Here is a 24,490-nt window from a genome sequence, read left to right as displayed (position 1 = left end):
CACCCGCACGCCGTCCGCGTGCTGGCCCGCGCCTGGATCCGCGTGATCTGGCGCTGCTGGCTCGACGGCGTTCCCTACGACCCCGCCAAACACGGCGCCGCAGCAGCGCTCAACGAGTTCGTTGCTGCCTGAGGTTGACACAGGGAGTGTCATGCGTACTCCTTGATCAGACTCCGAGACGTTCCTGCTCCTCCTTGACGATCCGCTCTGCCGGCGTCTCGTCGGAGATGTCGACGGCGTCGGCGGTCGACTCGGCCAGGTGGCTGCGCCTGACGTAGGCGTCGAACAACGTGGCCTTGATTCATGATCTCCAACAGCCGCTCGTCCATGCTGTCAGGCGTGAGCAGGCGGTGCACCCGCACGCGCCGCACCTGACCCATCCGGTACGCGCGGGCCTCGGTGAACGCGTCTGGCGGCGGTCCGGCGGCAGGTCGCCGCTGATCGGCCCGTGGACCGGCGAGCCGACCGCCCCGCCGACGGCTGCCAGCACGTCGCGGAAGCAGGAGAACACCACGACCTTGAGCCCCGCTTCGGCCGCCTTGTCCACCAGCTCGCGCAGCCTGCCCAGCTTGGCGGACTTCTCCGGCACCGCGTAGGCCGCCCGCCGCATCGTCATGAACCGGCCCGACGCCACCGCCTCACGGTAGGCCGCCGCGTCGGCCGTACTGAACTCCTCCCACTCGTCCGTGTGGACCAGGTCGGGCAGCTCCGTGATCACATCCTGCTGGTTGCGGCGCAGATAGACGGGCGCGACGGCGCGGCGGAACTCCTACCCGCTCGGGCAGGAAGCCCTCGGCGGCGGCCCGGTCCGACACCTCCGGCGCCGACAGCTCGGCCAGCTCCGCCGCGGCCTGCTCCGCGCGGGCGCGGCGGCGTCTCCCGGACACGAGCCTGCGCAGCCGGCCGCTGAGCGGGCGCGCCCCGGGGATCAGCTCATCCAGCCTGTTCACGACCGTCCCGGCCGTACGGCGGGCGCGCGGCAGGTCCGGGCCGACGGCGACCAGCCGGTGCAGCGCGACGAGCAGCCTCGTGGTCTCGGCGTCCCGGTCGTCCACGTCGATGTGCACGATGCGGGTCCGCCTCGTCACGTCCTCGATCCGCTCCGCGGCCCGCCGCGCCTGCGTGCGGGTCTGCGGCCCGGCCCCGGGCACCTGCCGCAGGTCGTACTGAGTCGCCCAGCAGCCGCCGCGCGCGCCTCAACAGGTCCCGGACCTCCCCGGCGGACGGTGATCCCATGATCCGCCCCTAACGGGAAAACCACCGCCCGCGATACCCGTCTGGCTCGTTCCAAAGAGGGGGGCGGATGTACGATCACTGGACCGAGATCGTGAACCCCTGGACGTGCGCGAGCCGGTTCTTCCGCCCGGACGGCGCGGACACGACGAGGCCGTTCCAGCGCCTGTCCGACTGGCGGGCCCGGATCGGCGCGTTCTTCATCATCTACCTGAGCATCCCGGCCACGGGCTGGGCGGACCTCGTCTGGAACTTCATCGGCAAGGGGTCGCTCAGCCTCTTCGTCGGCGCCTTCGTCGCCCTGACCGCCGTGCTGCGGTCCGCGCCGGCCTCTTGCCGGCGATGCCGTTCCCGCTCGGGTGGCTTCTCGGCTGGTGGGTCATCATCTTCGCGCTCTCGATGATGTGGTACGCGCTGCGCTGGGTGTCCGGGCTCGTCACCGTGTGCCTGCTCGCCGGGTGCGAGTTCCTGTCCGGGCTCGGCAGGCGGAGACGTGCCGCGCCGTACAGCCCGCCTCCCCCGCTCCTCCGCGAGCCCGCGCGGTGGAACGGGCTGGCGGTCGCCTCGCTGCCCGTCACGGTCATCGCCTGCTGGCCGCTGGGGGTCGTGCTGGCGGTGCTGGCGCTGCGGCAGATCCGGCAGACCGGCGAACGCGGCGCGGGGCTCGCGCGGGGCTCGCTCGTCTTCACCGCCGTGTTCCTCGTGGGCTGGTGCGCCTTCGCGATCTGGTACGTGATGACGTACGGCTGATTCAGCGGTAGGTGCGTGACTCGCCGAGGTGGGCGTGTTCGTTGTAGGTCAGCAGGTGCAGGCCCGCGGAGCCCGCCAGCACGGCGGTGATGGAGGCGTTCACCAGGACGCGGTTGAGCGCGACGATGCCGGCTGCCGGGGCCTCCAGGAGAGCGCCCGCGACGGCGGCGATGACGCCCGCCGAGGTCACCACGACGGCGTCCTGGCCGGGGGAAAGGCGGCCGGGGAGGGAGTGCAGCGCTTCGACGGCGGCGCCGGCGAAGGCGTCCCAGCCGCCCTGGTCGATCCACTCTCGGAGTGCCTGGTCGAGGTGGGTCTGGAACAGGCGGCTGTCGTCCGGGGGCTCCGCGCCGTCCAGGTAGCGGCGGACGAGCCCGAGGTGGTCGTACTCGTTCCAGCGCGGATCCTCGGCGGCGGCGCCGGACAGGCCGAGCAGGGCGGCGGTGTCCTTCTGCCGCCGCAGGGTGCCGGAGACGAGCAGCGGCTCGCGGGCCCGGCCCGCGAGCGCCTGCCCGGCGAGCCGGGCCTGATGGCGGCCGAGCTCGCTGAGGTCGTCGTAGTCCGCCGCGCCGAAGGACGCCTGTCCGTGGCGGACGAGGTAGATCACAGCCATCCGATCACACCGATGTGCTGCGGGCCCGCCCGGTGGCCCAGACGCGCCAGACCCCGGCCACGAGCCCGAGCCCGGCCAGGACGGCCACGCCGGGCAGCAGGCCGCCGGGCGGCGCGGTCTGCTCCAGCAGCACGAATCCCCCCATCACCAGCACGAACCAGCCGAAGACCCGCCGGAGCTGCGCTTCGGGGATGCGCCCGGCGAGCCAGCCGCCGGCGACGCTGCCGAGCACCGCGGCGGCGGTGACGCCGATGGCGAGGTCCCAGGCGATGGAGACGCTGGTCAAGTAGCCGGCGAGGCCGGCGAAGGACTTCAGGGCGATCACGATCAGCGAGGTGCCGACCGCGGCCGCCATCGGCAGCCCGCCGAGCAGCACGAGGGCGGGCACGACGAGGAACCCTCCCCCGGCGCCGACGAGCCCGGTCGCCAGGCCGACCACCACGCCGTCGATCAGGGCGCGGCCCACGGCGATGTCGCCGGTCCGCGCCGGGGGGGTGCGCCTGCCGCGGAGCATCGCCAGGGAGGTGGCGACCATCATCAGCGCGAAGCAGATCAGCAGGACCCGCCCGGGGATGTAGCCGCCGAGGATGCCGCCGCCGAAGGCGCCGGCCATGCCGCCGGCGCCGAACAGCAGCCCGGTGCGCCACCGGATGCGGCCGGCCCGGGCGTGGGTGATCGCCCCGGCCGCCGACGTCGCGCCCACGACCAGCAGGGAGGTGGTGATCGCCTGCTTCGGCTCCAGCCCGGCCACGTAGACCAGGATCGGCACCGTCAGGATCGACCCGCCGCCCCCCAGCGCCCCGAGCGCGACGCCGACCAGCAGCGAGAGCGCCAGGACGAGCGCGAGGGTCATGCCCCTCCGCTCGTCACCGTCAGGCCCGCGCCCGCCGCCTCGCCGAAGTGGTCGTCGACCGCCACCACGTCCCGGCCCGCCGCGGCGAGCATCGACGCCGCGATGGAGGCGCGGTAGCCGCTCTGGCAGTGGATCCACAGCTCGCCGTCGGGCAGCTGCGCGGTCCGCAGCTCGTGCAGCGGCACGTTGACCGCGCCTTCGATGTGCCCGGCGGCGAACTCGTCGCTCCTGCGTACGTCCAGGACCACGACCTGCCGCTCCCGCAGCACCTCGGCGAGGCGGGGGAAGTCGGCCTGGCCGAAGGTGCCGAGCTCGCGGTCGCTCCACTGCTCGGGGCCGCCGGTCGCGGCGGCCGCCGGGCGGTCGATCCCGATCCGTACGAGTTCGCGCTGCGCCAGCGAGACGTCCTCGGGCCGCTCGCCCAGCAGGACGAACGGGCTCCCCCAGTCGAACAGCCAGCCCAGGTTGGTCGCGAACGAGCCGTCCAGCCCGAAGTTGAAGCTGCCGGGCACGTGACCGGCCGCGAAGGCGGTCCGGTTCCGCAGGTCGACGACCCACTCCCCCGCCTCGATGCGGCGCCGGATCTCCTCCGGCGTCGCCTCGCGGGGGAAGGACAGGTCGGGCCGTTCGGGGCCGGCGCTGTTCAGCGCGGCCATGTGGACGTAGTACGCGGGCCAGTCGCCCAGCCCGGCCAGCAGCTCGCGGACGTAGGTGTCCTCGTCGTGCAGCAGGACAGGGTTGCTGGAACGTTCCACCCCGATGGTGGACTCGGGGGCGTCGGACTGCGTGGCGGAGCAGAACGAGCCGAACCCGTGGGTCGGGAAGAGCCGCGCGTCGTCCGGCAGCAGCTCGCCCAGCCGCCGGGCCGAGCCGTACTGCAGGCGGGCCAGCCGTTCGGCGTGCTCCTCGCCCAGCAGGTCCGGCCGCCCGGTCGAGCCGTAGAGCAGCGACCCGCCGGAGAAGACGGCGATCCGCCGCCCGGCGTTCTGGTCGTGCAGCACGTAGGAGAGGTGGGTGAAGGTGTGGCCGGGGGTGGCCACCACCTCCACCTGGATCCGGTCGCCGACGCCGAGCGTCTGCCCGTCGTGCAGCGGCTCCCGGTCGAAGGAGACCTCGTCCGCCCCGTTGAGCAGGTAGGCGGCGCCGGTCTCCTTGGCCAGCGCCAGCCCGCCCGTGACGTAGTCGTTGTGGATGTGGGTCTCGAACACGTGCGTCAGCGACACGCCCTCACGGTCGAGCACCTCCAGCACCCGGTCGATGTCGCGCTGCGGGTCCACCACGAACGCCACGGACCCGTCGTGCACCAGGTAGCTGCGGTCCCCCAGGCTCGGGGTGTCGATCGGCACGATCGTCAGGGTCCGCTGCGGGGAGAAGTCGGTGGCGGTCATGCCCGGCCCCCTTCGTCGACACACTTCAGCACGCGTTCGGCGAGCATCGGCAGAGTGGTTGGTCTGGCGCCCACGGCGTCCTCGACCGCGCTGGCGATCGTGGACGCGCACGGGCCGATCGGCGGCTCGCCGATGCCGCGGGCGTTGAACGGGCCCACGCCCTCGCCGGACTCGAGGACCTTGACCTCGATCTCCGGGCAGTCGGCGGCCGTCGGGATGGCGTACTGGTAGAAGGCGCCGGTGAGGTTGACGGCCTCGTCGTAGACGATCCGCTCCGACAGGGCGTAACCCAGGCCCTGCACGATCGCGCCCTCGATCTGGCCGCGCACGCTGAGCGGGTTGATCGCCCGGCCCACGTCGTGGGCGGCGACGTAGCGCAGCGGCCGCACCTGACCGGTCCGGGTGTCCACCTCGACGTACGCCGCGTGGGCGCCGAAGGTGAAGTCCGGCACGATCCGCTCGGAGTCGATGAGCTGGGTGACCGGCTTGGCGGTGGGCGCGAAGAACGTCTTCATCGCGTTGATCGCCACCCCGTTCGCCATGCACATCGCCACGACCTCGGGCAGCGGCACCACCCCGTCGGGCGTGAGCACGCCGCCCTCGGCGAGCGTCAGCTCGTGCTCGGCGCAGCCGGTCGCCTTCGCCACGCCCTCGATGAGCTGGGCGCGGAGCTCACGGGCGGCCGACAGCACGGCGTTGCCGGACATGTACAGCTGCCGGGTCGCCGTGGTCCGCCCCGCCAGCGGGGTGCGGGAGCTGTCGCCGAAGTGGACGGTGACGTTCTCGACCGGCACGTGCAGCACCTCGGCGGCGATCTGCGCCAGCGACGACACCTGGCCGCCGCCCACGTCGGGCACGCCGCAGCGCACCACGACGCCGCCGTCGCGCTCGCAGCCCACCCAGGCGGAGGCGGAGTCGTTCATCCACGCCACCCGCCCGTACGGCTGCACGTTGCACGCCAGCCCCAGCCCCACCCGGTGCTCGGGCGAGGACGGCTCGGGCCGCGGGCCGATCGCCTCCATGACCGCGTCGATGCACTGCTCCAGCCACACCGCGGTCTCGATGGGCTGCCCGGCGGGGATGCGGTCGCCCCTCTTGTACGCGTTGCGCTTGCGGACCTCGACCCGGTCCTTGCCGGTCGCGTCGGCGACCTTGTCGATCTGCCCCTCGTAGCCCAGCACCGGCTGCATCCCGCCGAACCCGCGGAACGCCGACCCGGGCGTGTTGTTGGTGAACGCCGCGCGCGAGCGCACCCGTACGTTGTCGCAGCGGTACGGCCCGGTCGCGTTCAGCGTGATGTAGAGCAGCACGAAGCCGCTCAGCAGCGGGTAGGCGCCCGCGTCCGAGACGATGTCGATGTCGTGGGCCAGCAGCTTGCCGTCCTCGGTCGCCGCGGTCCGGTAGCGCATCCGCACCGGGTGCCGCTTGGCGCGCGCGGTCAGCGACTCCTGCCGGGTCCAGGTCATCTTCACCGGCCGCCCGGTCCGCTGCACCGCCAGCGCGATGTACGGCTCGACGGTCATGTCTTCCTTGCCGCCGAAGCCGCCGCCGAGATACGGGGCCTGCACGCGCACCTTGGAGTCCGGCAGCCCCACGACGTGCGCGATCCGCCGGTAGTGCTCGATCTCCTGCGTGGAGACCTTGATGTTGATGACGCCCTCGTCGTCCAGCCAGCCGATGCCGGTCTCCGGCTCCAGGTAGGCGTGGTCGACGACCTGCGCCTCGTAGCTGCCCTCCACGACGACCGGCGCGTCGGCGAACGCCTTGTCGACGTCGCCGCGGTCGATGTTCCACTCGCTGAGCAGGTTGCCGCCCTCGTGGACCAGCGGCGAACCGTCCTCCAGCGCGGCCTCCGGGTCCGAGACCACCGGGAGCGGCTCGTACTCGATGTCCACCAGCGCCTCGGCGGCGGCCAGCGCCCGCGTGTTCTCGGCCACCACCAGCGCGACCGGTTCGCCGTGGTAGCGCACCCGCTCGGTGGTCAGCACCCAGGACGGCGGCTGCGGCCGCCCCTTGATGCCGGCGGTGTTGGTCGGGATCTCGTTGTTGGGCACGTCCTCGCCGAAGAACACGGCGACGACCCCCGGCACCTCCATCGCGGCGCTCGCGTCCTTGGACACGATCCGGGCCGAGGGCATGGGCGCGCGGACCAGCTTGGCGTAGAGCTGCCCGGCGATGTCGAAGTCACCGGCGTACCGGGTCTTGCCGAGCAGCTTCTCGCGCGAGTCCTGGCGCTTCACCTCGGTGTTGACCACGCGGGTGGTCTCCGCGCCGCGGTGCTGGACCGTCTCGGTCATCGGGTCGCCCCCTCCTCCGCCGCCGCGACCACGGCGTTCACGATCGCTTGGTAACCGGTGCACCGGCAGAGGTTGCCGTGCAGGTGCTCGCGCACCTTCGCGGGCGTGACCTTCTCGCCGGAGCGGAGCAGCTCGACGGCCGACATCAGCATCCCCTGCGTGCAGAAGCCGCACTGGGCCGCGCCGGTCTCCCAGAACTTCGCCTGCAGCGGGCTCAGCTCGTCGCCGTCGGCCAGGCAGGCGCTGGTCTCCACCCGCGCGCCGTCGACCTGGACCGCCAGGGTGGTGCAGCCGGTCGTGGCCTTGCCGTCGACGAGCACCGTGCAGGTGCCGCAGGTGCCCTCGTTGCAGCCCTCCTTGACCTCGTAGGCGTGGGCCTGCTCGCGCAGCCAGCGCACGAGCGTCGTGTCGGCGGGCGCGTGTCCGGTGACCTCCTTCCCGTTGAGGGTCATCCGGGTCTCGACGTGGCTCATGCCTGTTCCCTCCTCGCGTCGGCGCAGGCGTCTCTGACCGCCCGCACCGCCATCGCCTCGATCAGCCGGGCCCGGTCCGCGCCCTTGGCGTACGGGTCGTCGGCGACGTCGAGCTCACCGGCCAGGCCGGACATGATCTGCTCGGCCTCGGCGACGGCGGCGCCGGTGAGCCGCCGCTCGACCTCCTCCAGCCGGAGCGGCCGGTCGGCGGCGCCGGTCACGGCGACGGCCGCGCTCTTGATGCGATCGCCGTCCAGCTCGACGCCCGCGGCGGCGGAGGCCAGGGCGAAGTCGCCGGTCCGGCGGCAGTACTCGTGGAAGCCCCACCCGTGGCGCGGGCGCAGCGGTACCCGGACCGCCGTCACCAGCTCTCCCTGGTTGAGGTCGGTCTGGTAGTGGCCCTGCGAGAAGGCCCGCGCCGGCCGCCACTCCTGGCGGCCGAGGCTCTCCACCCGGTATTCGGCTTCCAGTACGTGGCAGCTCACCGGCAGTTCGGCGGCCGCGTCCCCGTGGGCGACCGAGCCGCCGATGGTGCCGCGGTTGCGGATCCGCTGGCTGCCGATGTGGGCCGCGGCCCTGGCCAGCAGCGGCGCGTGCTCGGCGACCAGCGGGTCGGTGGTCAGCTCGGCGTGGGTGACCGCCGCGCCGATGACGAGGTGGCCGCCCTCGACGCCGATGGTGCGCAGCGCCGGGATGCCCGACACGTCGACCAGGAACGCGGGCGCGGCCAGGCCGAGGTTCATCATCGGCACCAGGCTCTGGCCTCCCGAGATCGGGCGGGTGTCCTCGCCGCCCTCGGCGAGCAGGGTCAGCGCCTCCGGGACGGTGCGGGCCCGCTCGTAGGCCATCGTGGTGAGTACGTCCGACATCAGCGGGCCCCCCTCCGGCCGACGCTCCTGCCGAGCAGGAAGGCGACGACCAGCGCCACCAGGCCCGCGGCCGCGCCGGCGAGCTGCTTCTTGGGCAGCAGGGAGCTGTCGAGCAGGTTGATCGGCTCGGCCTCGGCGACCGGGGCGGCCGGGACGGGCGCGCTGCCGGGAACCGGGGCGGGCCGGTCGATCTGCGCGGCGAGGCTGTCGGCGAACTGGCGCATCAGCTTGGAGCTGACGTCGTTGATCGGGCCCTGCCCGAGCTGGGCGACCCGGCCGGTGAGGCCCAGGTCAGTCGACAGGTTCACCTGCGTACCGTCGGGCACCTCGGTCAGGCTGGCCTTGATCTTGGCCTTCACCGTGCCGCCGCCGCGCCGGTCGCGGCCGCCGACCTCGATGGTGGCCACCTTGTTCGCGTCGTCCTTGACGAGGAACTTGGCCTCACCCGTGTAGGTCATGTTCATCGGGCCGATGCGGAGCGCCACCCGGCCGGTGAGCGACTCGCCGTCGGCGGACTCCACGGTCGCGCCCGGCACGCAGGGAGCCACCCGGCCCAGGTCGGTCAGGAACTCCCACGCCCGCTCCGGGGTCGCGGGGACGACGAACTGGTTGTCGATACGCATGGTGACTCCTCTCTACTGCCGGCCGGCTTCGCGGGCCACGGCGATCGCCTGGACCTCCAGGCGCCACGCGGGGTTGAGGAAGCCGGAGACCTCCACAACGGTGCTGGTGGGCTTCTGGTCGCCGAAGAACCGGGACCGCACCGCCGAGACCTCGGCCGCGTCGGAGATGTCGACCAGGTAGGTCGTGATCGACACCACGTCGGACATCGTCAGGCCCTCGTCGGCCAGGCAGTTCTGCAGGTTGGTGAAGACCTGCTCGGCCTGGGCGGCGACGTCGCCGGCCGGCAGATCGCCGTCCGGGCCGACCGGCACCTGCCCGGAGACGAAGCACAGGCCGGCCGCGGTGATGGTCTGGACGTAGGCGCCCAGCGGCGCCGGGGCCTTTCTCTGATTCATGCGTGCCTCTGAATGGGGTTGTCGGCGTGCTGGGACCACTCGGACCACGAGCCGTCGTAGAGGGCGAGGTTGTCGTAGCCGGCGTCGCGCAGGGCGATGAGCACGGCCGCCGCGGAGACGCCGCCGCCGCAGTACAGGACCGTCGGGCGGTCCTTGTCCACGCCGGCGTCGGCGGCCAGGCGGGCCACCGCCTCGCCGCGCTTGAAGCGCCCGTTCTCGCCGATCAGGCTCGGCGAGGGCAGCCGGTTGGCGCCGGGGATCCGGCCCTCGGAGGCCGCGAAGGTCTCCTCCATCCGGCAGTCGACCAGCGTCACGTCGTCGCGGCCGAGCAGCTCGCGGACCTCGGCCATCTCACGGCGCATCCCCTGCGGCTTCCCGGCGCGGTACTCGCGCGGCTCGGGACGGCCGTCGGCCTCGTCCGTGGAGACCTCCAGCCCGGCGTCCTGCCAGGCGGGGAAGCCGCCGTCGAGGACCTTGACCTGCTCGTGGCCGTAGTGCAGCAGCGCCCAGGCCAGCCGGGAGGCGGTGAACAGGGAGTTGTCGTCGTAGGCGACCACGAGGGTGTCGTTGCCGATGCCCAGCCGCGACATCGCCTCGGCGAACTCCTCCGGCCCCGGGAGCATCCCCTCGACGCCGTCGACGGTGGTGCCCCAGTCCTCGATCCAGTCGGCGTGCACCGCGCCCGGGATGTGACCGGCGGCCCACATCTCCCGGCCGCTGGGCCCGTCGGCGAGCGAGGCGCGGGTGTCGACCACCCGCACGTCGGACCGGCCGAGCATCTCGGCCAGTGCCTTGGGCTCCAGGTAGATCTGGTTCATCCTCATGCTCCTAGGTAGATCGCTTGCACCCTCGAGGAGCGGGCGAGGTCGGCGGCGGCGCCTTCCTCGACGATCCGCCCGGTTTCGAGGACGTAGGCGTGGTCCGCCAGTTCGAGCGCCAGGTTGGCGTTCTGCTCGGAGAGCAGGATCGTGTAGCCCTGCTCGCGGAGCGCGACCAGCGCCTCGTAGATGCGGTTGACCAGCACCGGGCTGAGCCCCATCGACGGCTCGTCCAGGACGAGCATCTCGGGCTGCGCCATCATCGCCCGCCCCATCGCCAGCATCTGCTGCTGGCCGCCGGAGAGCAGACCGGCCTTGCTGTCGGTGCGCTCCCTCAGCTCGGGGAAGAGGTCGAAGACCTCGGCGAGCTTCTTCTCGTCCCGCCAGCCGCCGGGGCGCCGCACGGCGCCCATCCGGAGGTTCTCGAGCACCGTCAGGTCGGCGAAGACCCGGCGGCCCTCCGGCACGAGCGCGAGGCCGTGCCGGGCGATGACGTGGGTGGGCAGCCCGGCCAGGGACTTGCCGCGGAAGGTCACCTTCTTCGACCCGCTGGGCTGGAGCCCGAAGACGCCGCGGATGGTGGTCGTCTTGCCGGCGCCGTTGTTCCCGACCAGGCAGGTGACCTGGCCGGGCAGCGCGCGGAAGCTGACGCCGTGGACGACCTCGACGCGGCCGTAGCGGACCGTCAGGCCCTCCACGACGAGGCCCTTGCTGTCGTCGCGCTCCCCGGCCCGCTCGCGGACGCCCGCGCGGGTGTTGGTGTCCATGCTGCTCATAGCGTGAGTTCCTCGCTCTTCGCGTGGCCGGGGCCCAGGTAGGCCTCGATCACCCTCGGGTCCTTCTGGACCTCGGCCGGCGATCCCTCGGTCAGCACCTGCCCCTGGTCGAGGACGACGACGTGGTCGGAGATGCTCATGACGAGCTTCATGTTGTGCTCGATGAGCAGCACCCCGATGCCGTTCTTGGCCATCCCGGCGATGGTCTCGGCCAGCGGCATGGCGCTGGCCGGGGGCAGCCCGGCGGCCGGTTCGTCGAGGACGACCACCTCGGGCTCCATCGCCAGGACGCGGACCATTTCGACGAGCTTCGCCTCGCCGAAGGGCAGCGACTCCACCAGCGACTCGGCCCGGTGCTCCAGGTCGAACCTGCGCAGCAGCTCGCGGGCCTTCTCCTCGGCCTCCCGCTCGTTGCGCCGGGTGCGGGGGCCCCGGATCAGGTCGGCCAGGTGGCTGCCCTTCTGCCGGGAGTAGGCCCCCATCGCGACGTTCTGCAGCACCGACATGCCGGTGAAGACCTCCAGGTTCTGGAAGGTCCGCCCCAGCCGGTGACTCGCCCGGGCGACCGCCTTGCCGGCGGGCAGTTCGGCGCCGTTGACGAAGACCTGGCCCTCGTCCTGCGTGACGAAGCCGGAGATGACGTTGGCCAGCGTGCTCTTGCCGGCGCCGTTCGGCCCGATCACGGCGGTGATCGCGCCCGCCGGCGCCCGCAGGGTCACGTCCTTGAGTACCTGGAGGCCGCCGTACCGCTTGGACACGCCGGTGACCCGCAGGCCCTGACGCTCTTTCGTGCTCATGCCCGCACCACCTCCCGCTCGGTCTGGGCCGCCGCCTCACGCTTGGCCCGCTCGCGGCGGTCCTCCCGGCGCGCGGCCAGCTCGCCCGCGAGACCCCGCGGGAAGAGCTGGACGGCGATCAGGAAGATCACGCCCATGATCAGTGGCTCGTAGTCGGCGTAGTCGGCGGCGAACACCTCGATGCCGGTGAGCAGCAGCGCGCCCAGGATCGGGCCGATCATCCGCCCCGCACCCGACAGCACGAGGGCCACGACCAGCAGGACGGCCATCATGAAGTCGAAGGTGGAGGGGCTGATGAAGCGGGCGTCGAAGGCCTCCAGAGCCCCCGCGACGCCCGCGTAGAAGCCGCTCATGCCGAACGCGAGCAGGCGCAGCTTGAACGGGCTGGCCCCCGCGGCCAGGGCCGCGGGCTCCGAGGCGCCGTAGGCCCGCAGCGCCCGGCCGGTCCGCGAGACCAGCAGGTTGTGCGCCACGATCGCGCCGATGATCGCGAGCAGCGCCACGAAGGCGTACTTCACGATGGGCTCGGTGAACGCGAAGCCGAACACCGAGAACGGCGGGATGCCGACCAGCCCGTTGGGGCCGCCGGTGAGCTCGACCATCCGCCCGAAGAGGAGGAAGAGCACGAACCCGGCGCCCAGGGTCGCCATCTTGAAGTAGATCTCCTTCAGGCGCATCGACATCATGCCCACCAGCAGCGCCGCGGCGGTCACCACCAGCGGGGCGATGACCAGCGCGAGCACGGGCGGCACGTCGAAACGCACCGCCGCGATGCCGGCGGCGTAGGCGCCGAGGCCGAAGAAGCCCGCCTGGGCCAGGGAGATCATCCCGGCCATGCCGTTGATGAAGTTCAGACCGGTCAGCAAGATCACATAGATCGCCATCCTGGTCCAGATGGTCAGCGCGTAGTCCGTCGCCAGCAACATCGGGAGCAGGAGCAGCAAACCGATCGTGAGCCACAGCTCCCAGGAGTTGTTCCTGCTCAGGGAGCGGGTGAGTCGGCTCATCATGTGCGCACCGCCCTCGCCGTGCCGAACATGCCGGTCGGCCTGAACGTCAGGATCGCGAGCAGCACCACGAAGGCGACCACGTCGGCGTAGGCCGACGTGCCGTACCCCGACACGACCGCTTCGGCGACGCCGAGCAGCAGGCCGCCGGCCAGCGCGCCCTGCGGGTTGCCGAGGCCGCCGAGCATCGCCGCGGCGAAGCCCTTCAGGCCGAGCAGGGTGCCGGAGTCGAACGACATGACGGTGAGCGGGGCCAGGCCCGCGCCGGCCACCGCCCCGAGCGCCGCCGCGATGACGAACGCCCAGCGGGCGGTGGTGCGGTAGGAGACTCCGAACGTCTGGAGCGTCTCGGAGTCTCCCGCCGCGGCGCGCAGTGTGGTGCCGAGCTTGGTCCGCCGGAAGAACACGGTCAGCGCGACCACCACCAGCACGGAGAGGACGAGGTTGAGCACCGTCTGCCGGCTGGTGGAGGCGCCCAGGATGCGCAGGGCCTCGGGGCCGAGCAGCGAGGGCAGCGCGTAGGTGTCGCGGGCCGAGATCAGCATCGCCGCACCCTTCACGATCACCGCGATGGCGATCGTGGCGATGGTGATGGCGGCCGGGGTCCGCAGCCGCCCGAAGCCGAGCAGCCCCGCCTCCGTCAGGAACCCGAGCAGGGTGGTCACCGCGATGGCGACCAGAATGGCGAAGAAGATCGGAACGTTCCACGCCTCGTACAGCATGGCGGCGCTGAGCCCGCCGACCATGACGTACTCACCCTGGACGAAGTTGATGGCTCCGGTGGCGTTGAAGATGACGCCGAAGCCCAGGGCGACGATCGCGTAGATCGCCCCCACGCTGAGGCCCGATAGCAGGACCTGGATGAACAGACCGGTTTCCATGGCTCACTCCGCCGGAACGAATCGAGACCCGTCCCACTTGATGACGGCGACGTCGTCGGAGGTCAGCCCGCTGTGGTCGTCGGAGGTGTACTTGAAGACGCCGGTCACGCCGACGTGGGACCCGAGGCCCTCAATCGCCTGGGCGACCTTCTCGCCGTCGGTGTCACCGCCGGTCGCGCGGAGCGCCTCGGCCGCCACCATCATCGCGTCGTACGCCTGGCCGGCGTAGACGTTCGGCTGCTCGCCACCGTACTTCTCGGCGTAGCTGGTGGCGAACTCCTCCATCGTCGCCTTCTGCTGGTCGCTGTCGTCGATCTTGTCCCAGACCGGCAGCTTCGGCGAGACCAGGATCGTGCCCTCGGCCGCCTTGCCCGCCTGCTGCATGTAGCGGTCGTCGACGAAGCCGAAGCCGTGCATCACCATGACGTCCTTGTTGGCGAGTACGCTCCGCACGTTGTTGAGGAACGTCACGCCCGACGGCTGCGTGGTCCAGGCCAGGTACGCCTGCGGGTCGTTGCTCGCCAGCCGCTTGACCTGCGGGGTGAGGTCGTTGGCGGCCGGGTCGAAGGCCGCGGTGAACACCTCGATGCCCGCCTCGGGGGCGAGCCGTTCGAGCTCCTCCTGGGCCGACTGGCCGAAGCTGGAGGTGTCAGGCATGAACGCGACCTTGGTCACGTCGTTCGCCTTCCAGTACTCGATCAGCTTCTCGACCATGGTGGTGTCGTTGAACGTGGTCTTGAAGGTCAGCCGGTGCTCCCCCGCCGGCTCCACGATCTGACGGGCCCCTTCGGTGGCGATGAAGGCGATGCCCTTGCCGCTGGTGATGGGGTCCATCGCCAGCGCGATGCCCGACGAGCCGCCACCGCCGACGACGAGCTCCACGCCGTCGCTGTCGAGCATGCGGTTGGTCTGCTGCACGGCGGTGGAGGTGTCGCCGGCGGGGTCGTAGAAGACCCACTTGATCTGCTTGCCGTTGATGCCGCCCTCGCTGTTGACCTTCTCGACAGCGAGCTCGGCACCCTTGCGCATCTTGTCGCCCAGCTTCGCGCCAGCCCCCGAGACGGTGAACAGGGTCCCGATCGTGATACTGTCGTCACCGTCGCCGGCCCCGGAGCTGCCCAGACCACAGGCAGAAGAGGCGAGCAGGGCCGAACCGGCCAGCAACGCGAGGATCTTCTTCCTCATCGGATCTCCTTGATATGGGAGCCGGTCCACGGCTCCCGATGGGTGGCTAAGGGCGGGTCACTCTTCGGGAAGGGTCCCGATGCGACCCATGTCGAATGCCTCGGTCATGTGGAGCGGCAGCACGTTGTCGCCGCCGATCTCCTTGAGACGGACCATCTGGTCGTACGCCTCGAACAGGTCGGTGTGCCCGCCGGGGGGGATCACCTTGAAGTGCTCGGCTTCCTCTTCCGCCGGGTAGAAGTTCTCCTTGAGCACGCACATGCCGGCGATGACGTAGGTGCCTTCGGAGGTCTTGACGACCGCCGACTGCCCGCCGTGCGTGTGGCCCGGGGTGAGGATGAGGTCGAAGCCCTCGGCGATCTGGTGGTCGCCGTCGAGCTTGGTCAGGCCCATCTCCTCGATGCGCTCGTAGTGCTCGGCCGGCGCGAACGAGGTCGCGAACATCTCGTGGGACGGGGTGTTGTCCCACTCGCGGCGCTGGACGTAGATCTCGCTGTCCGCGAAGGGCTCTATGGTCATGCAGTGGTCCCAGTCCAGGTGGGTGAGGACCGTGACGTCGATGTCGGAGGGCTTCATCCCCCGCTCGCGCAGGTGGGACTCGATCGGCTTGACGTCGACGACGTCCGCGAAGACCTGGCCGACGTGGACGAGCTCCCGGTCGACCGGGCGGATGTGCTGGTTGTAGTCGTCCGCGCTGCAGCCGACGTCGATGAGCGCGGCGAAGCCCGGCTTGCGGATCAGCCAGGCGACGTAGGGGATGTCGATCGCGACACCGGCGTTGTGCATGTAGGTGAAGCGGCTCTTCTCCCGGTGCGGACCGTAAGCCACGACCAGCGGCTCAATGGTGAACAACTAGATCCTCCTCAAGGGTGCCGTCCAGGCAACTACTCAGGGGTTGAGAAGACCGTCGTCCTGGACTGAACACTCAACCAGTCCGTAGCGGAACTGAACGATCAAACAGCAGTAAGATGCGTTCGGGTGGCGCGCTTCTGCGCTTGTGACGCTGCACACTAGCCGAAGAATCCCGATTGCGATAGTACTAACTGTACGTGCAAATAGTTTCTGGCCGAAACAAGGCCCGACAACTTCGCCGCCCCTTAGGCTGGGCGGACAGCAGGTCCCCCCCTGGAGCCGTCGACTCACGGGGACGCACACGACCACTAGGACTGGGATGAAGACGACACGGGAGACGTCGGCGCCGCCGCCGCCCGCGAGACGGGGCAGGAGGGTCCGGGACGCCGAGCGGTCACGGATCGCGATCCTCGACGCAGCGGAGCAGCTCTTCGCCGACTTAGGGTTTCAGGGCGCCTCGCTGGCGGCGATCGCGGAGCGGGCCTACGTCTCGGTCGGTCTGCCGGGCTACTTCTTCGGCTCGAAGGAGGACCTCTACAACGAGGTGCTGCAGCGGGTCTTCGCCCGGCGCGACGCGGCCCTGGAGCTGGTGGCGACCGAGGCCGAGCGCATCCTGGAGGAGTCCCCGGGCGACGGGGAGGCGGCGCTGCGCCGCCTGATCGGCGGCTACGTCGACTTCCTGCTCAACAACCCGACCTTCGTCTCGCTGCTCACGCGTGACGCCCTCGAACGCGTCGGCCGGCGCGAGGGGCAGCCGCGCCACTCGGAGCAGTTCGCCCAGCGGATGATCAGCATCATGGCCCGGGCGGGCGTGGCGGAGGCGGAGCTGGCCCCCGAGCAGCTCTTCCTGAGCCTGGTCGGGATGTGCTACTTCCCCCTGGAGCACGACGCCACGATCGTGGCCGGCATGGGGCAGCGCGCCTGGGCGGAGGCGTTCCAGGAGCGCAGGGTGACCCACATCGTGCGGCTGCTCCGCCCGTCCGCCTAGCCGGCGCGTACAGTACGGCCCGCCCGGGCCGTACCATGTACCTAACACCGACCGAACGATCACTCAGCCTCATTCGCACTCCGGGGAGGTAGCGGGATGAACGAGAGGCGCTGGACAGCGCTCTACCCACAGGCGGTGACGGACGCCCGGCCCGGCCGCCACGCCTCGCTCGCCGAGGCCTGGCGCGAGCGGGTACGGCGCGAGCCCGACGCCCGCGCGATCGCCTACTTCGACGGCGCCATGACCGTCCGCGAGGTCGACGAGCTCACCGACGCGCTCGCCGCCGCCTACCGCTCCCTCGGCACCCGGCGCGGCGACCGGGTCGGGATCTACCTCCAGAACATCCCGCAGTTCGCGCTCTCGTTCCTGGCCCTGTGGAAGCTCGGGGCGACGGCGCTGGTGCTCAACCCGATGTACCGCGGCCAGGAGCTGCGCAGGCTGATCGACGACTCCGGCGCGATCGGCGTGGTGTGCGCCGACGCCGACGTGCCGGCGGTCACCGAGACGCTGGCGGGCAGCTCGGTGCGCTGGACGGTCAGCACCTCCCCCCTCGCCTTCCAGACCCGCAACGACCCCCGCGTGTTCGGCGACACCGAACGAAAGACGGCCGCCTCGCACGGCGACCTGGAGGAGCTGATCGAGCAGTTCCGCGGCAAGACCGTCGAGCCGCTGGACCTGACCGGCGACGACGTCGCGCTGCTCACCTACACCTCCGGCACCACCGGGCCGCCCAAGGGCGCGATGAACACGCACGGCAACGTGCTCGCCGTCGCCGCCGGCTTCGCCACCTGGGTAGATCTCCAGCCCGGCGACGCCGTGTACGCGATGGCGCCGCTGTTCCACATCACCGGCGCCGTCATCAACGCGACCATCGCGCTGCTGCACGACTGCGTCCTCGTCCTGACCGGCCGCTTCCACCCCGAGGTGGCGATCGAGGCGTTCGCCGAGCACGGCGTGACGTTCACGATCGGCTCGATCACCGCGTTCAACGCGATCTACCAGCTGCCGCACGCGTCGCGGGAGCACTTCGCGTCGATGAAGTCGGTCTACAGCGGCGGCGCGCCGATCCCGCCGCCGACGATCGAGCGGTTCCGGGAGCGGTTCGGCGTCTACATCCACAACGTCTACGGCATGACCGAGACCTCCTCGGCGGTGATCGCCGTGCCGCTGGGCGCGGAGGCTCCGGTGGACGAGCCCAGCGGGACGCTCTCCATCGGCGTGCCGCTGCCCGGCCTGGACGCCCGCGTCGTGAACGCCGCCGACGAGCCGCTCGGCCCCGGTGAGCAGGGCGAGCTGGTGCTGCGCGGCCCGCAGATCGTGCCCGGCTACTGGCAGAAGCCCGAGGCCACCGCGTCCACCATGCCCGAAGGCTGGCTGCACACCGGCGACGGCGCGATCATGGACGAGGCCGGCTGGGTCTATCTGGTGGACCGGCTCAAGGACCAGATCAACACCTCCGGCTACAAGGTCTGGCCTCGCGAGGTCGAGGACGCCCTCTACGCCCACCCGGCCGTCCACGAGGCCGCGGTGGTCGGACGGCCGGATGACTACCGAGGGGAAACCGTCGTGGCGTACGTGTCACTCAAGGCCGGAGCGTCGGCCGAGGAGAAGGAATTGATCGCTTTCACCAGGGAACGGCTCGCGGCCTACAAGTGCCCGCGCGAGATCCACATCATGTCCGACCTGCCCAAGACGCAGACGGGCAAGATCCGCCGGAACGTCCTGCGGGACGGCCAGGAGGCGGGCCAGTGACCGCGCAGGGCAAGCTCGCAGGACGCGTCGCGATCGTCACCGGTGCCAGCCGCGGGATCGGCCTGGCCATCGCCGAACGGCTCGCCGCCGACGGCGCGCGGGTGTGCATCACGGCCCGCAAGCCGGGGCCGCTGGCCGAGGCCGCGGCGTCCTTCCCGGAGGGCTCGGTGCTGACCGTGGCCGGGCGCGCCGACGACCCCGAGCACCGGGCCGAGGTGTTCTCCCGCATCCAGGCCGAGTGGGGCCGCCTCGACATCCTGGTCAACAACGCGGGCATCAACCCGGCGTACGGGCCGCTCGCCGAGCTGGACCTGGACGCCGCGCGCAAGATCATGGAGGTCAACGTCCTGGGCACCCTCGCCTGGACGCAGGATGCCCTCTCCCACGGCCTGGACAAGGAGGGCGGCTGCGTCGTCAACATCACCTCGGTGACCGGCGACGTGCCCTCGGCGGGGATCGGCATGTACGGCGTCTCCAAGGCCGCCGTCTCCCACCTCACCCGGACCCTCGCCGCCGAGCTCGGGCCGCGCGTGCGCGTCAACGCCGTCTCGCCCGCGGTCGTCAAGACCCGCTTCTCCCGCGCCCTGTACGAGGGCAAGGAGGAGGAGACCACCGCGCAGTACCCGATGAAGCGGCTCGGCGCCCCCGAGGACGTCGCGGGCGCCGTGGCCTACCTGGTCTCCGACGACGCCGCCTGGGTGACCGGGCAGATCCTCACCGTCGACGGCGGCCTGCTGGTCGCCGGCGGCTCCGCCTGATCTAGGGGCGCGGCGGGAGGGGGCCGGTCCGCAGCAGCGCGACCGCGTACTCCGCGTACCGCCGCGCCACCTGCTCCGCCGTCAGCGGGCCGTCGGTGCGGAACCACGACGGCAGCGAGGTGCACATCGTCGCGACGGCGCGGGTCGCCGTCCGGACGTCCATCGGATCGGCGCCCTCCGCGGCCACCGCACGCGCCGCCTGCTCATCGAGCAGGTGCTGCACCTCGTCGCGGAGCGCGACGATCCGGGCCCGCTCGGCCGGGGCGAGGCTGCGCATCTCGCTCGCCCCGAGAAAGGCCAGGTCGCCGCGGAGCGCGTGGAACAGCGCCAGCGACTCGACCATCCGCGCGAACCTGCCGAGCTCGCCGCCCTCGGACGACTCGTCGCGCGCGGCGATCAGCCGCCAGCGGATGTCGGCCATGGTCAGGTCGAGCAGCCGCACCAGCATGTCCTGCTTGCTCGTGTAGTGGTGGTAGACGCCCGCCACGCTCAGCCCGGCCTCGGCGGCCAGCTCCCGCATGGTGGCCGCGTGGTATCCGCGGGCGACGAAGACGCGCAGGGCGGCGGTCAGCGCCGGGTCGAGGCTCAGCGCCCCGAAGGCCCGCCAGTCGTCTCCGCCGGGATCGGCGGCCGGGGCGGGCTCCGGCGCCGGCGCGGGGTCGCCGGCCAGCAGCCGCGCCGCGGGAACGTCCAGGACCTGGGCCACGTCGCGCAGGCGCTCGACCGTGAGCGGGGTGCGCCCGGTCTCGTAGGCGCTCATCGTCGCCGGGCTGACGCCGACGCGGGACGCCAGGGCGCGCAGGCTCAGCCCGCGCGCGACCCGTGCGGCCCGTATCGCGGCGCCTGGGGAATGTTCAGCCATACCAAACATTGTACGCCGCACACACGGCCAATGTGCTGGCTTTACGTCACCGTACACCCCTCCTTTGGCGACTGAACGCACGCTCGGTACTATGCCCGTATGAGCAGCATCGACCCCGCCGCACTGACCGGCCTCGACCGGCTCGCGCCGGCCCTGGCCGAGGCCACCGAGGACGACCGCTGGCGCTCCTGCACCGCCGAGCTGATCATCGGTGGGAAGAGCAACCTGACCTTCACCCTGCGCAGCGAGGCCGGTGAGCTCGTGCTGCGCCGGCCGCCGACGGGCAACCTGCTGCCGAGCGCCCACGACATGGCCCGGGAGGCCCGGGTCCAGCGCGGGCTGGCCTCGACGGACGTCCCGGTGCCCCGCATCGTGCTGGCCGACGAGGGCGACCTGATCGGCGTCCAGTTCTACGTGATGGAGAAGGTCCCCGGCCACGTCGTCCGCGACCAGCTGCCCGATGGCTGGGCGGAGACGCCCGAAGAGCGGCGCGCGATGGCGTTCGCCCTCGCCGACACGCTGGCCGCCCTGCACGCCGTCGACTACGAGGCCGTCGGCCTCGGCGACTACGGCCGCCCCGAAGGCTTCATGGCCCGCCAGGTCCGCCGCTGGTCCGGCCAGTGGGAGAAGAGCCGCAGCCGCGAGGTCCCCGAGATGGAGGAGCTGGCCCGCCGCCTGGCCGCCGACGTGCCGCGGCAGCAGCGCGCCACCATCGTCCACGGAGACTTCCGCACCGACAACGTCATCTACGACGCCGGCGACCCCGGGCGGATCAACGCCGTGCTCGACTGGGAGCTCTCGACGCTCGGCGACCCGATGAGCGACGTCGGCCTGCTGATGCTCTACTGGCGCGAGGCCGGCGAAGACGGCCTCAGCCTCATCCCCGGCGTCTCCCACCTGCCTGGATTCCCCTCCCGGGCCGAGATGCTCGACCGGTACGCCACCACGGCCGGCGTCGACCTCGACGACCTGACCTGGTACCAGGCGTTCGCGCACTTCAAGTTCGCCGTCATCGTCCAGGGCGTCTCGGCGCGCTCGAAGGCCGGCGCGATGGGCGGCCAGGACTTCGGCGACCTCGACGACCTCGTCCTCCGGCTGGCCGCCGAAGGGCTCGACCACCTGAAGGAGCACTGAGATGGACTTCGCCCTCTCCGCCAAGGCGCAGCAGACCTGCGACGAGATGTGGGACTTCATGCGCTCCCACGTGTTCCCGGCCGAGCCGGTCTGGGCGGCCTACCTCGCCGAGCACGGGCCTCACGAGCACCCGCCGGTGATGGAGGAGCTCAAGGCGGAGGCCCGCCGCCGCGGCCTGTGGAACCTCTTCCTGCCCAAGCTCTCGGGCCTGTCCAACGTGGAGTACGCCGCCGTCGCCGAGATCTCCGGCTGGTCGCCCGTCATCGCCCCCGAGGCGATCAACTGCCAGGCCCCCGACACCGGCAACATGGAGACCCTCGACCTGTTCGCCACCCCCGAACAGCGTGAGCGGTGGCTCGAACCGCTGCTCGACGGCCGGATCCGCTCGGCGTTCGCGATGACCGAGCCCGACGTCGCCAGCTCCGACGCCACCAACATCCAGACCAGCATCGTCCGCGACGGCGACGAGTACGTCATCAACGGCCGCAAGTGGTTCATCACCGGCGTGGCCGACGCCCGCTGCGAGATCTTCATCGTCATGGGCAAGACCGACCCCGACGCTGAGACGTACCGCCAGCAGTCGATGATCCTGGTCCCCCGCGACACCCCCGGCCTCACCATCGAGCGTCACCTGCCGCTCTTCGGCTACCAGGACCAGCACGGCCACTCCGAGCTGGTCTTCGACAACGTCCGCGTCCCGGCGTCCAACCTGCTCGCCAACGAGGGCGACGGCTTCCTCATCTCCCAGGCCCGCCTCGGGCCGGGCCGCATCCACCACGCCATGCGCGCCATCGGCATGGCCGAGCGGGCCCTCGCCCTCATGGCCGACCGGGCCAAGAACCGGGTCGCGTTCCGCAAGCCGCTCGCCGACCACGCCAACGTGCAGGACGCCATCGCCCAGTCCCGCATCGACATCGACCAGGCCCGGCTGCTCGTCTACGACGCCGCCTGGAAGATCGACCAGCACGGCGCCAGGGGCGCCCGCAAGGAGATCGCCGCCATCAAGGTGGCCGCCCCGGCCATGGCGTGCGCCGTCATCGACCGCGCCATCGAACTGTTCGGGGCCGCCGGCATCTCCGACGACACGCCGCTGGCGTACTTCTACGCCTGGGCCAGGGCGCTGCGCATCGTCGACGGCCCCGACGCCGTCCACCGCCGCACCATCGCCCGGATGGAGCTCAAGCGCACCCCGCCGTACGTCGGATAGGCGGATGCCCCGCGGTCAGCCCGCGGGGCATCCGTCTTACTGCTCCCCGGCCCGGGCGATGAGCCGGACGAGGTCGGCGACCAGCCCCGGGGCGGCGGCGACGGTCGCCTGGGAGTCCATCGTGTGAGGGCTGCCGTCGAGGTCCACGACGGCGGCCCCGGCCTCCCGGGCGATGACGACGCCCGCGGCGGTGTCCCAGGGGTTGTTGCTGTACATGATCAGGGCGTCCGTCTTGCCGTTGGCCACCCAGGCCAGGTCGATGGCGGCCGAGCCGAACATCCGGACCCGCCGGGCGTGCTCGGCCAGCTCGCGGGTGAGGGCGAGCCGGGGCCGGTTGAGCTCCCGCGCGCCCTCGCCGACCGCGTAGTCGCCGATCGCGACCACCGCCTCGCTCAGGTCGCTGGTGTCGGTGGCCCGGATCTCGACGCCGTTCGCGCGGGCCCCCGCCCCCTTCGCCGCGTCGTACCGTACGCCGAGAAACGGCACGTCGATGACGCCGAGCACGGGAACGTTCCGGTCGGCGAGACCGAGAGAGACCGCGCAGAGCGGGATGCCGTGCAGGAAGTTGACGGTCCCGTCGACCGGGTCGAGCACCCACATCAGGCCGCCGTCGGCGCCGGTCAGCCCCTCCTCCTCGCCGAGGACGGCGATCTCGGGAGTCTCGCGGGTGAGGAATTCGCGCACGGCCTCTTCGACGGCGTAGTCCACTTCGGTGGCCATGTCGCGGTCGCCCTTGGCCGTGACGACGCCGGGCACGCGGGTGCGGATGAGGTCGGCGGCGATCGTCGCGGCGCGCTCGGCGATGGGAAGAAGGTCGGTGGTCATAAGGTCTTGCTCCTGGTCAGAACGTTGATCACCAGGCTAGGCGAGCCGGTGCCATGCCCGCGCCAGGTGCGTCGTCACTCCGGGAGGGAAGGAGTGGGCGCATGAAGGTTCAGGCGCTGGTCGTAGAAGAGAAGGACGCCCCGTTCCGGCTGCAGGAGGTCTCGCTCGGCGAGCCCGGCCGCGGCGAGGCGCTCGTCCGTGTCGTCGCGTCAGGGGTGTGTCACACGGACGCGATCACCCGGGCGGGCGACATGCCCATGCCGTTCCCGTCGATCCTCGGGCACGAAGGCTCCGGCGTCGTCGAAGCCGTCGGGCCGGGGGTCACGCAGGTGGCTCCGGGCGACAAGGTGATCATCGGGTGGCCGTCCTGCGGCGAGTGCCGCAACTGCCTGGACGGGCAGCCGCGCTACTGCCTGCGTACGGGAGACGCGCTCGTGTCCGGCCGCCGCTTCAAGGGCGAACTGAAGGGCGAGTCGGCCTACTCCCGCGACGGGCAGCCCATCAACGGGCACTTCTTCGGCCAGTCGTCGTTCGCCACCTACTCGATCACCTCGGCGGACGCGCTGGTCAAGGTCACCGGTGACCTGCCGGTCGAACTACTCGGCCCGCTCGCCTGCGGCCTGGCCACCGGCGCCGGAGCCGTGCTCAACGAGGCCCGCCCCCGCCTCGGCGACTCCATCCTCGTGGCCGGGGTCGGCGCCGTCGGGCTGGCCGCGATCATGGCCGCCCGCAACTCCGGCGTCACCACCATCATCGCCGCCGACCTGCACGACAGCCGGCTGAAGCTCGCCACCGAGTTCGGCGCCACGCACACGATCAACTCCGGCTCGGCCGACCTTCTCGACGGGGTGGCCGGGATCACCGGGTCGACCGTCGACTTCGCCTTCGACTGCACGGGCGTCATCCCTGTCATCGAGACCCTGGCGGAGAGCGTGGGCATGCTCGGGACGCTCGTTCTGATCGGCGGTGCGCCGGCGAACGCCCGGTTCTCGCTCGACCATCTGCGCACTTTGTGGGGCAAGCGGGTTATCGGTGTCCTCGGTGGGGGTGGGCGTTCCGGTACTACATTCACAGATCTTGGCGTTCGGCTGCGTAACTGCCTGTAGTAGGTCCATCGTCATGCTGTGACCTGTTCTCTCACCTACGATCTGGT

28 protein-coding genes are annotated in these 24,490 nt (G+C 71.5%); 8 read left to right on the top strand and 20 right to left on the bottom strand.

Annotation, left to right across the window (positions count from 1 at the left end; translation table 11 throughout):
- Positions 1–166: 166 nt before the first annotated feature.
- Genes AB0J42_RS35835 through AB0J42_RS35825 form a run of 3 tightly spaced genes read right to left on the bottom strand, consistent with a single transcriptional unit; the run spans position 167 to position 1,151 of the window.
- On the bottom strand, positions 167–289 hold the full coding sequence (locus AB0J42_RS35835) for a hypothetical protein (protein ID WP_364302635.1): 123 nt from the start codon (positions 287–289) through the stop codon (positions 167–169).
- 12 nt (positions 290–301) lie between these two features.
- Positions 302–634: a hypothetical protein gene (locus AB0J42_RS35830; protein ID WP_364302632.1), complete on the bottom strand. Its 333-nt coding sequence runs from the start codon at positions 632–634 to the stop codon at positions 302–304.
- A gap of 4 nt (positions 635–638) precedes the next feature.
- Positions 639–1,151, bottom strand: a complete 513-nt coding sequence (locus AB0J42_RS35825) for a hypothetical protein (RefSeq protein WP_364302630.1) — start codon at positions 1,149–1,151, stop codon at positions 639–641.
- Positions 1,152–1,303: 152 nt separating this feature from the next.
- Here AB0J42_RS35825 and AB0J42_RS35820 point away from each other — a divergent pair, with 152 nt between their 5' ends.
- Together AB0J42_RS35820 and AB0J42_RS35815 are read left to right on the top strand one after the other, a co-directional pair.
- On the top strand, positions 1,304–1,636 hold the full coding sequence (locus AB0J42_RS35820; RefSeq protein ID WP_364302628.1) for a hypothetical protein: 333 nt from the start codon (positions 1,304–1,306) through the stop codon (positions 1,634–1,636).
- A complete protein-coding gene (locus tag AB0J42_RS35815; protein WP_364302626.1) occupies positions 1,576–1,983 on the top strand; it encodes a DUF4190 domain-containing protein in 408 nt (135 codons plus the stop codon). The genes AB0J42_RS35820 and AB0J42_RS35815 overlap by 61 nt, the downstream gene beginning before the upstream one ends.
- A 1-nt stretch (position 1,984) precedes the next feature.
- Here the strand turns inward: AB0J42_RS35815 and AB0J42_RS35810 are convergent, their stop codons facing one another.
- Genes AB0J42_RS35810 through AB0J42_RS35740 form a run of 15 tightly spaced genes read right to left on the bottom strand, consistent with a single transcriptional unit; the run spans position 1,985 to position 15,811 of the window.
- The gene (locus AB0J42_RS35810) at positions 1,985–2,596 is read right to left on the bottom strand and encodes a histidine phosphatase family protein (RefSeq protein WP_364302624.1); all 612 of its coding nucleotides are present in this window, start codon (positions 2,594–2,596) and stop codon (positions 1,985–1,987) included.
- A 4-nt stretch (positions 2,597–2,600) separates the two neighbouring features.
- A complete protein-coding gene (locus tag AB0J42_RS35805) occupies positions 2,601–3,449 on the bottom strand; it encodes a sulfite exporter TauE/SafE family protein (RefSeq protein WP_364302622.1) in 849 nt (282 codons plus the stop codon).
- The gene (locus AB0J42_RS35800; protein ID WP_364302620.1) at positions 3,446–4,837 is read right to left on the bottom strand and encodes a rhodanese-like domain-containing protein; all 1,392 of its coding nucleotides are present in this window, start codon (positions 4,835–4,837) and stop codon (positions 3,446–3,448) included. Before AB0J42_RS35800 ends, AB0J42_RS35805 begins: the two co-directional genes overlap by 4 nt.
- Entirely contained in the window at positions 4,834–7,134 is a 2,301-nt protein-coding gene (locus AB0J42_RS35795) for a xanthine dehydrogenase family protein molybdopterin-binding subunit (protein WP_364302618.1), read from the bottom strand. The genes AB0J42_RS35800 and AB0J42_RS35795 overlap by 4 nt, the downstream gene beginning before the upstream one ends.
- Entirely contained in the window at positions 7,131–7,607 is a 477-nt protein-coding gene (locus AB0J42_RS35790) for a 2Fe-2S iron-sulfur cluster-binding protein (RefSeq protein WP_364302616.1), read from the bottom strand. The genes AB0J42_RS35795 and AB0J42_RS35790 overlap by 4 nt, the downstream gene beginning before the upstream one ends.
- A complete protein-coding gene (locus tag AB0J42_RS35785; RefSeq protein WP_364302614.1) occupies positions 7,604–8,476 on the bottom strand; it encodes a xanthine dehydrogenase family protein subunit M in 873 nt (290 codons plus the stop codon). Before AB0J42_RS35785 ends, AB0J42_RS35790 begins: the two co-directional genes overlap by 4 nt.
- The gene (locus AB0J42_RS35780; protein ID WP_364302613.1) at positions 8,476–9,099 is read right to left on the bottom strand and encodes an SRPBCC family protein; all 624 of its coding nucleotides are present in this window, start codon (positions 9,097–9,099) and stop codon (positions 8,476–8,478) included. Before AB0J42_RS35780 ends, AB0J42_RS35785 begins: the two co-directional genes overlap by 1 nt.
- Before the next feature lie 12 nt (positions 9,100–9,111).
- The gene (locus AB0J42_RS35775) at positions 9,112–9,495 is read right to left on the bottom strand and encodes a RidA family protein (RefSeq protein ID WP_364302611.1); all 384 of its coding nucleotides are present in this window, start codon (positions 9,493–9,495) and stop codon (positions 9,112–9,114) included.
- Entirely contained in the window at positions 9,492–10,313 is an 822-nt protein-coding gene (locus tag AB0J42_RS35770) for a sulfurtransferase (RefSeq protein ID WP_364302609.1), read from the bottom strand. The genes AB0J42_RS35775 and AB0J42_RS35770 overlap by 4 nt, the downstream gene beginning before the upstream one ends.
- A gap of 2 nt (positions 10,314–10,315) precedes the next feature.
- A complete protein-coding gene (locus tag AB0J42_RS35765) occupies positions 10,316–11,089 on the bottom strand; it encodes an ABC transporter ATP-binding protein (RefSeq protein WP_364302606.1) in 774 nt (257 codons plus the stop codon).
- Positions 11,086–11,886, bottom strand: a complete 801-nt coding sequence (locus AB0J42_RS35760) for an ABC transporter ATP-binding protein (RefSeq protein WP_364302604.1) — start codon at positions 11,884–11,886, stop codon at positions 11,086–11,088. The genes AB0J42_RS35765 and AB0J42_RS35760 overlap by 4 nt, the downstream gene beginning before the upstream one ends.
- Positions 11,883–12,896 (bottom strand): branched-chain amino acid ABC transporter permease, encoded by a 1,014-nt coding sequence (locus AB0J42_RS35755; protein WP_364302601.1) that lies wholly within the window; start codon positions 12,894–12,896, stop codon positions 11,883–11,885. Before AB0J42_RS35755 ends, AB0J42_RS35760 begins: the two co-directional genes overlap by 4 nt.
- Positions 12,893–13,774, bottom strand: coding sequence for a branched-chain amino acid ABC transporter permease (locus AB0J42_RS35750; protein ID WP_364302599.1), 882 nt, complete (start codon positions 13,772–13,774; stop codon positions 12,893–12,895). Before AB0J42_RS35750 ends, AB0J42_RS35755 begins: the two co-directional genes overlap by 4 nt.
- 3 nt (positions 13,775–13,777) lie before the next feature.
- Positions 13,778–14,959 (bottom strand): ABC transporter substrate-binding protein, encoded by a 1,182-nt coding sequence (locus AB0J42_RS35745; protein WP_364302597.1) that lies wholly within the window; start codon positions 14,957–14,959, stop codon positions 13,778–13,780.
- 57 nt (positions 14,960–15,016) lie between these two features.
- Complete coding sequence (locus AB0J42_RS35740) at positions 15,017–15,811, bottom strand: MBL fold metallo-hydrolase (RefSeq protein WP_364302595.1); 795 nt, start codon at positions 15,809–15,811, stop codon at positions 15,017–15,019.
- 319 nt (positions 15,812–16,130) lie between these two features.
- On the opposite strand from AB0J42_RS35740, the gene AB0J42_RS35735 reads away from it, so the two are divergent.
- From AB0J42_RS35735 to AB0J42_RS35725, 3 genes are all read left to right on the top strand, one after another.
- The gene (locus AB0J42_RS35735) at positions 16,131–16,799 is read left to right on the top strand and encodes a TetR family transcriptional regulator (RefSeq protein ID WP_364302593.1); all 669 of its coding nucleotides are present in this window, start codon (positions 16,131–16,133) and stop codon (positions 16,797–16,799) included.
- A 96-nt stretch (positions 16,800–16,895) separates the two neighbouring features.
- Positions 16,896–18,551 (top strand): AMP-binding protein, encoded by a 1,656-nt coding sequence (locus AB0J42_RS35730; RefSeq protein WP_364302591.1) that lies wholly within the window; start codon positions 16,896–16,898, stop codon positions 18,549–18,551.
- Complete coding sequence (locus tag AB0J42_RS35725) at positions 18,548–19,309, top strand: SDR family oxidoreductase (RefSeq protein ID WP_364302590.1); 762 nt, start codon at positions 18,548–18,550, stop codon at positions 19,307–19,309. Before AB0J42_RS35730 ends, AB0J42_RS35725 begins: the two co-directional genes overlap by 4 nt.
- A 1-nt stretch (position 19,310) precedes the next feature.
- On the opposite strand, the gene AB0J42_RS35720 is transcribed toward AB0J42_RS35725, so the two are convergent.
- Positions 19,311–20,171, bottom strand: a complete 861-nt coding sequence (locus AB0J42_RS35720; protein WP_364302588.1) for a TetR family transcriptional regulator — start codon at positions 20,169–20,171, stop codon at positions 19,311–19,313.
- A gap of 99 nt (positions 20,172–20,270) precedes the next feature.
- On the opposite strand from AB0J42_RS35720, the gene AB0J42_RS35715 reads away from it, so the two are divergent.
- On the top strand, positions 20,271–21,305 hold the full coding sequence (locus tag AB0J42_RS35715; RefSeq protein ID WP_364302586.1) for a phosphotransferase family protein: 1,035 nt from the start codon (positions 20,271–20,273) through the stop codon (positions 21,303–21,305).
- Position 21,306: 1 nt separating this feature from the next.
- Positions 21,307–22,512, top strand: coding sequence for an acyl-CoA dehydrogenase family protein (locus AB0J42_RS35710; protein WP_364302584.1), 1,206 nt, complete (start codon positions 21,307–21,309; stop codon positions 22,510–22,512).
- Between the two features lie 36 nt (positions 22,513–22,548).
- Here AB0J42_RS35710 and AB0J42_RS35705 read toward each other — a convergent pair whose 3' ends face one another.
- The gene (locus AB0J42_RS35705) at positions 22,549–23,337 is read right to left on the bottom strand and encodes an inositol monophosphatase family protein (protein WP_364302581.1); all 789 of its coding nucleotides are present in this window, start codon (positions 23,335–23,337) and stop codon (positions 22,549–22,551) included.
- Positions 23,338–23,438: 101 nt separating this feature from the next.
- Here AB0J42_RS35705 and AB0J42_RS35700 point away from each other — a divergent pair, with 101 nt between their 5' ends.
- Positions 23,439–24,443: an NAD(P)-dependent alcohol dehydrogenase gene (locus AB0J42_RS35700; protein ID WP_364302579.1), complete on the top strand. Its 1,005-nt coding sequence runs from the start codon at positions 23,439–23,441 to the stop codon at positions 24,441–24,443.
- Positions 24,444–24,490 lie beyond the last annotated feature (47 nt).

Source organism: Nonomuraea sp. NPDC049649 (genome assembly GCF_040675175.1).
GTDB lineage: Bacteria > Actinomycetota > Actinomycetes > Streptosporangiales > Streptosporangiaceae > Nonomuraea.
This window is presented reverse-complemented; position numbering and strand designations above follow the sequence as displayed.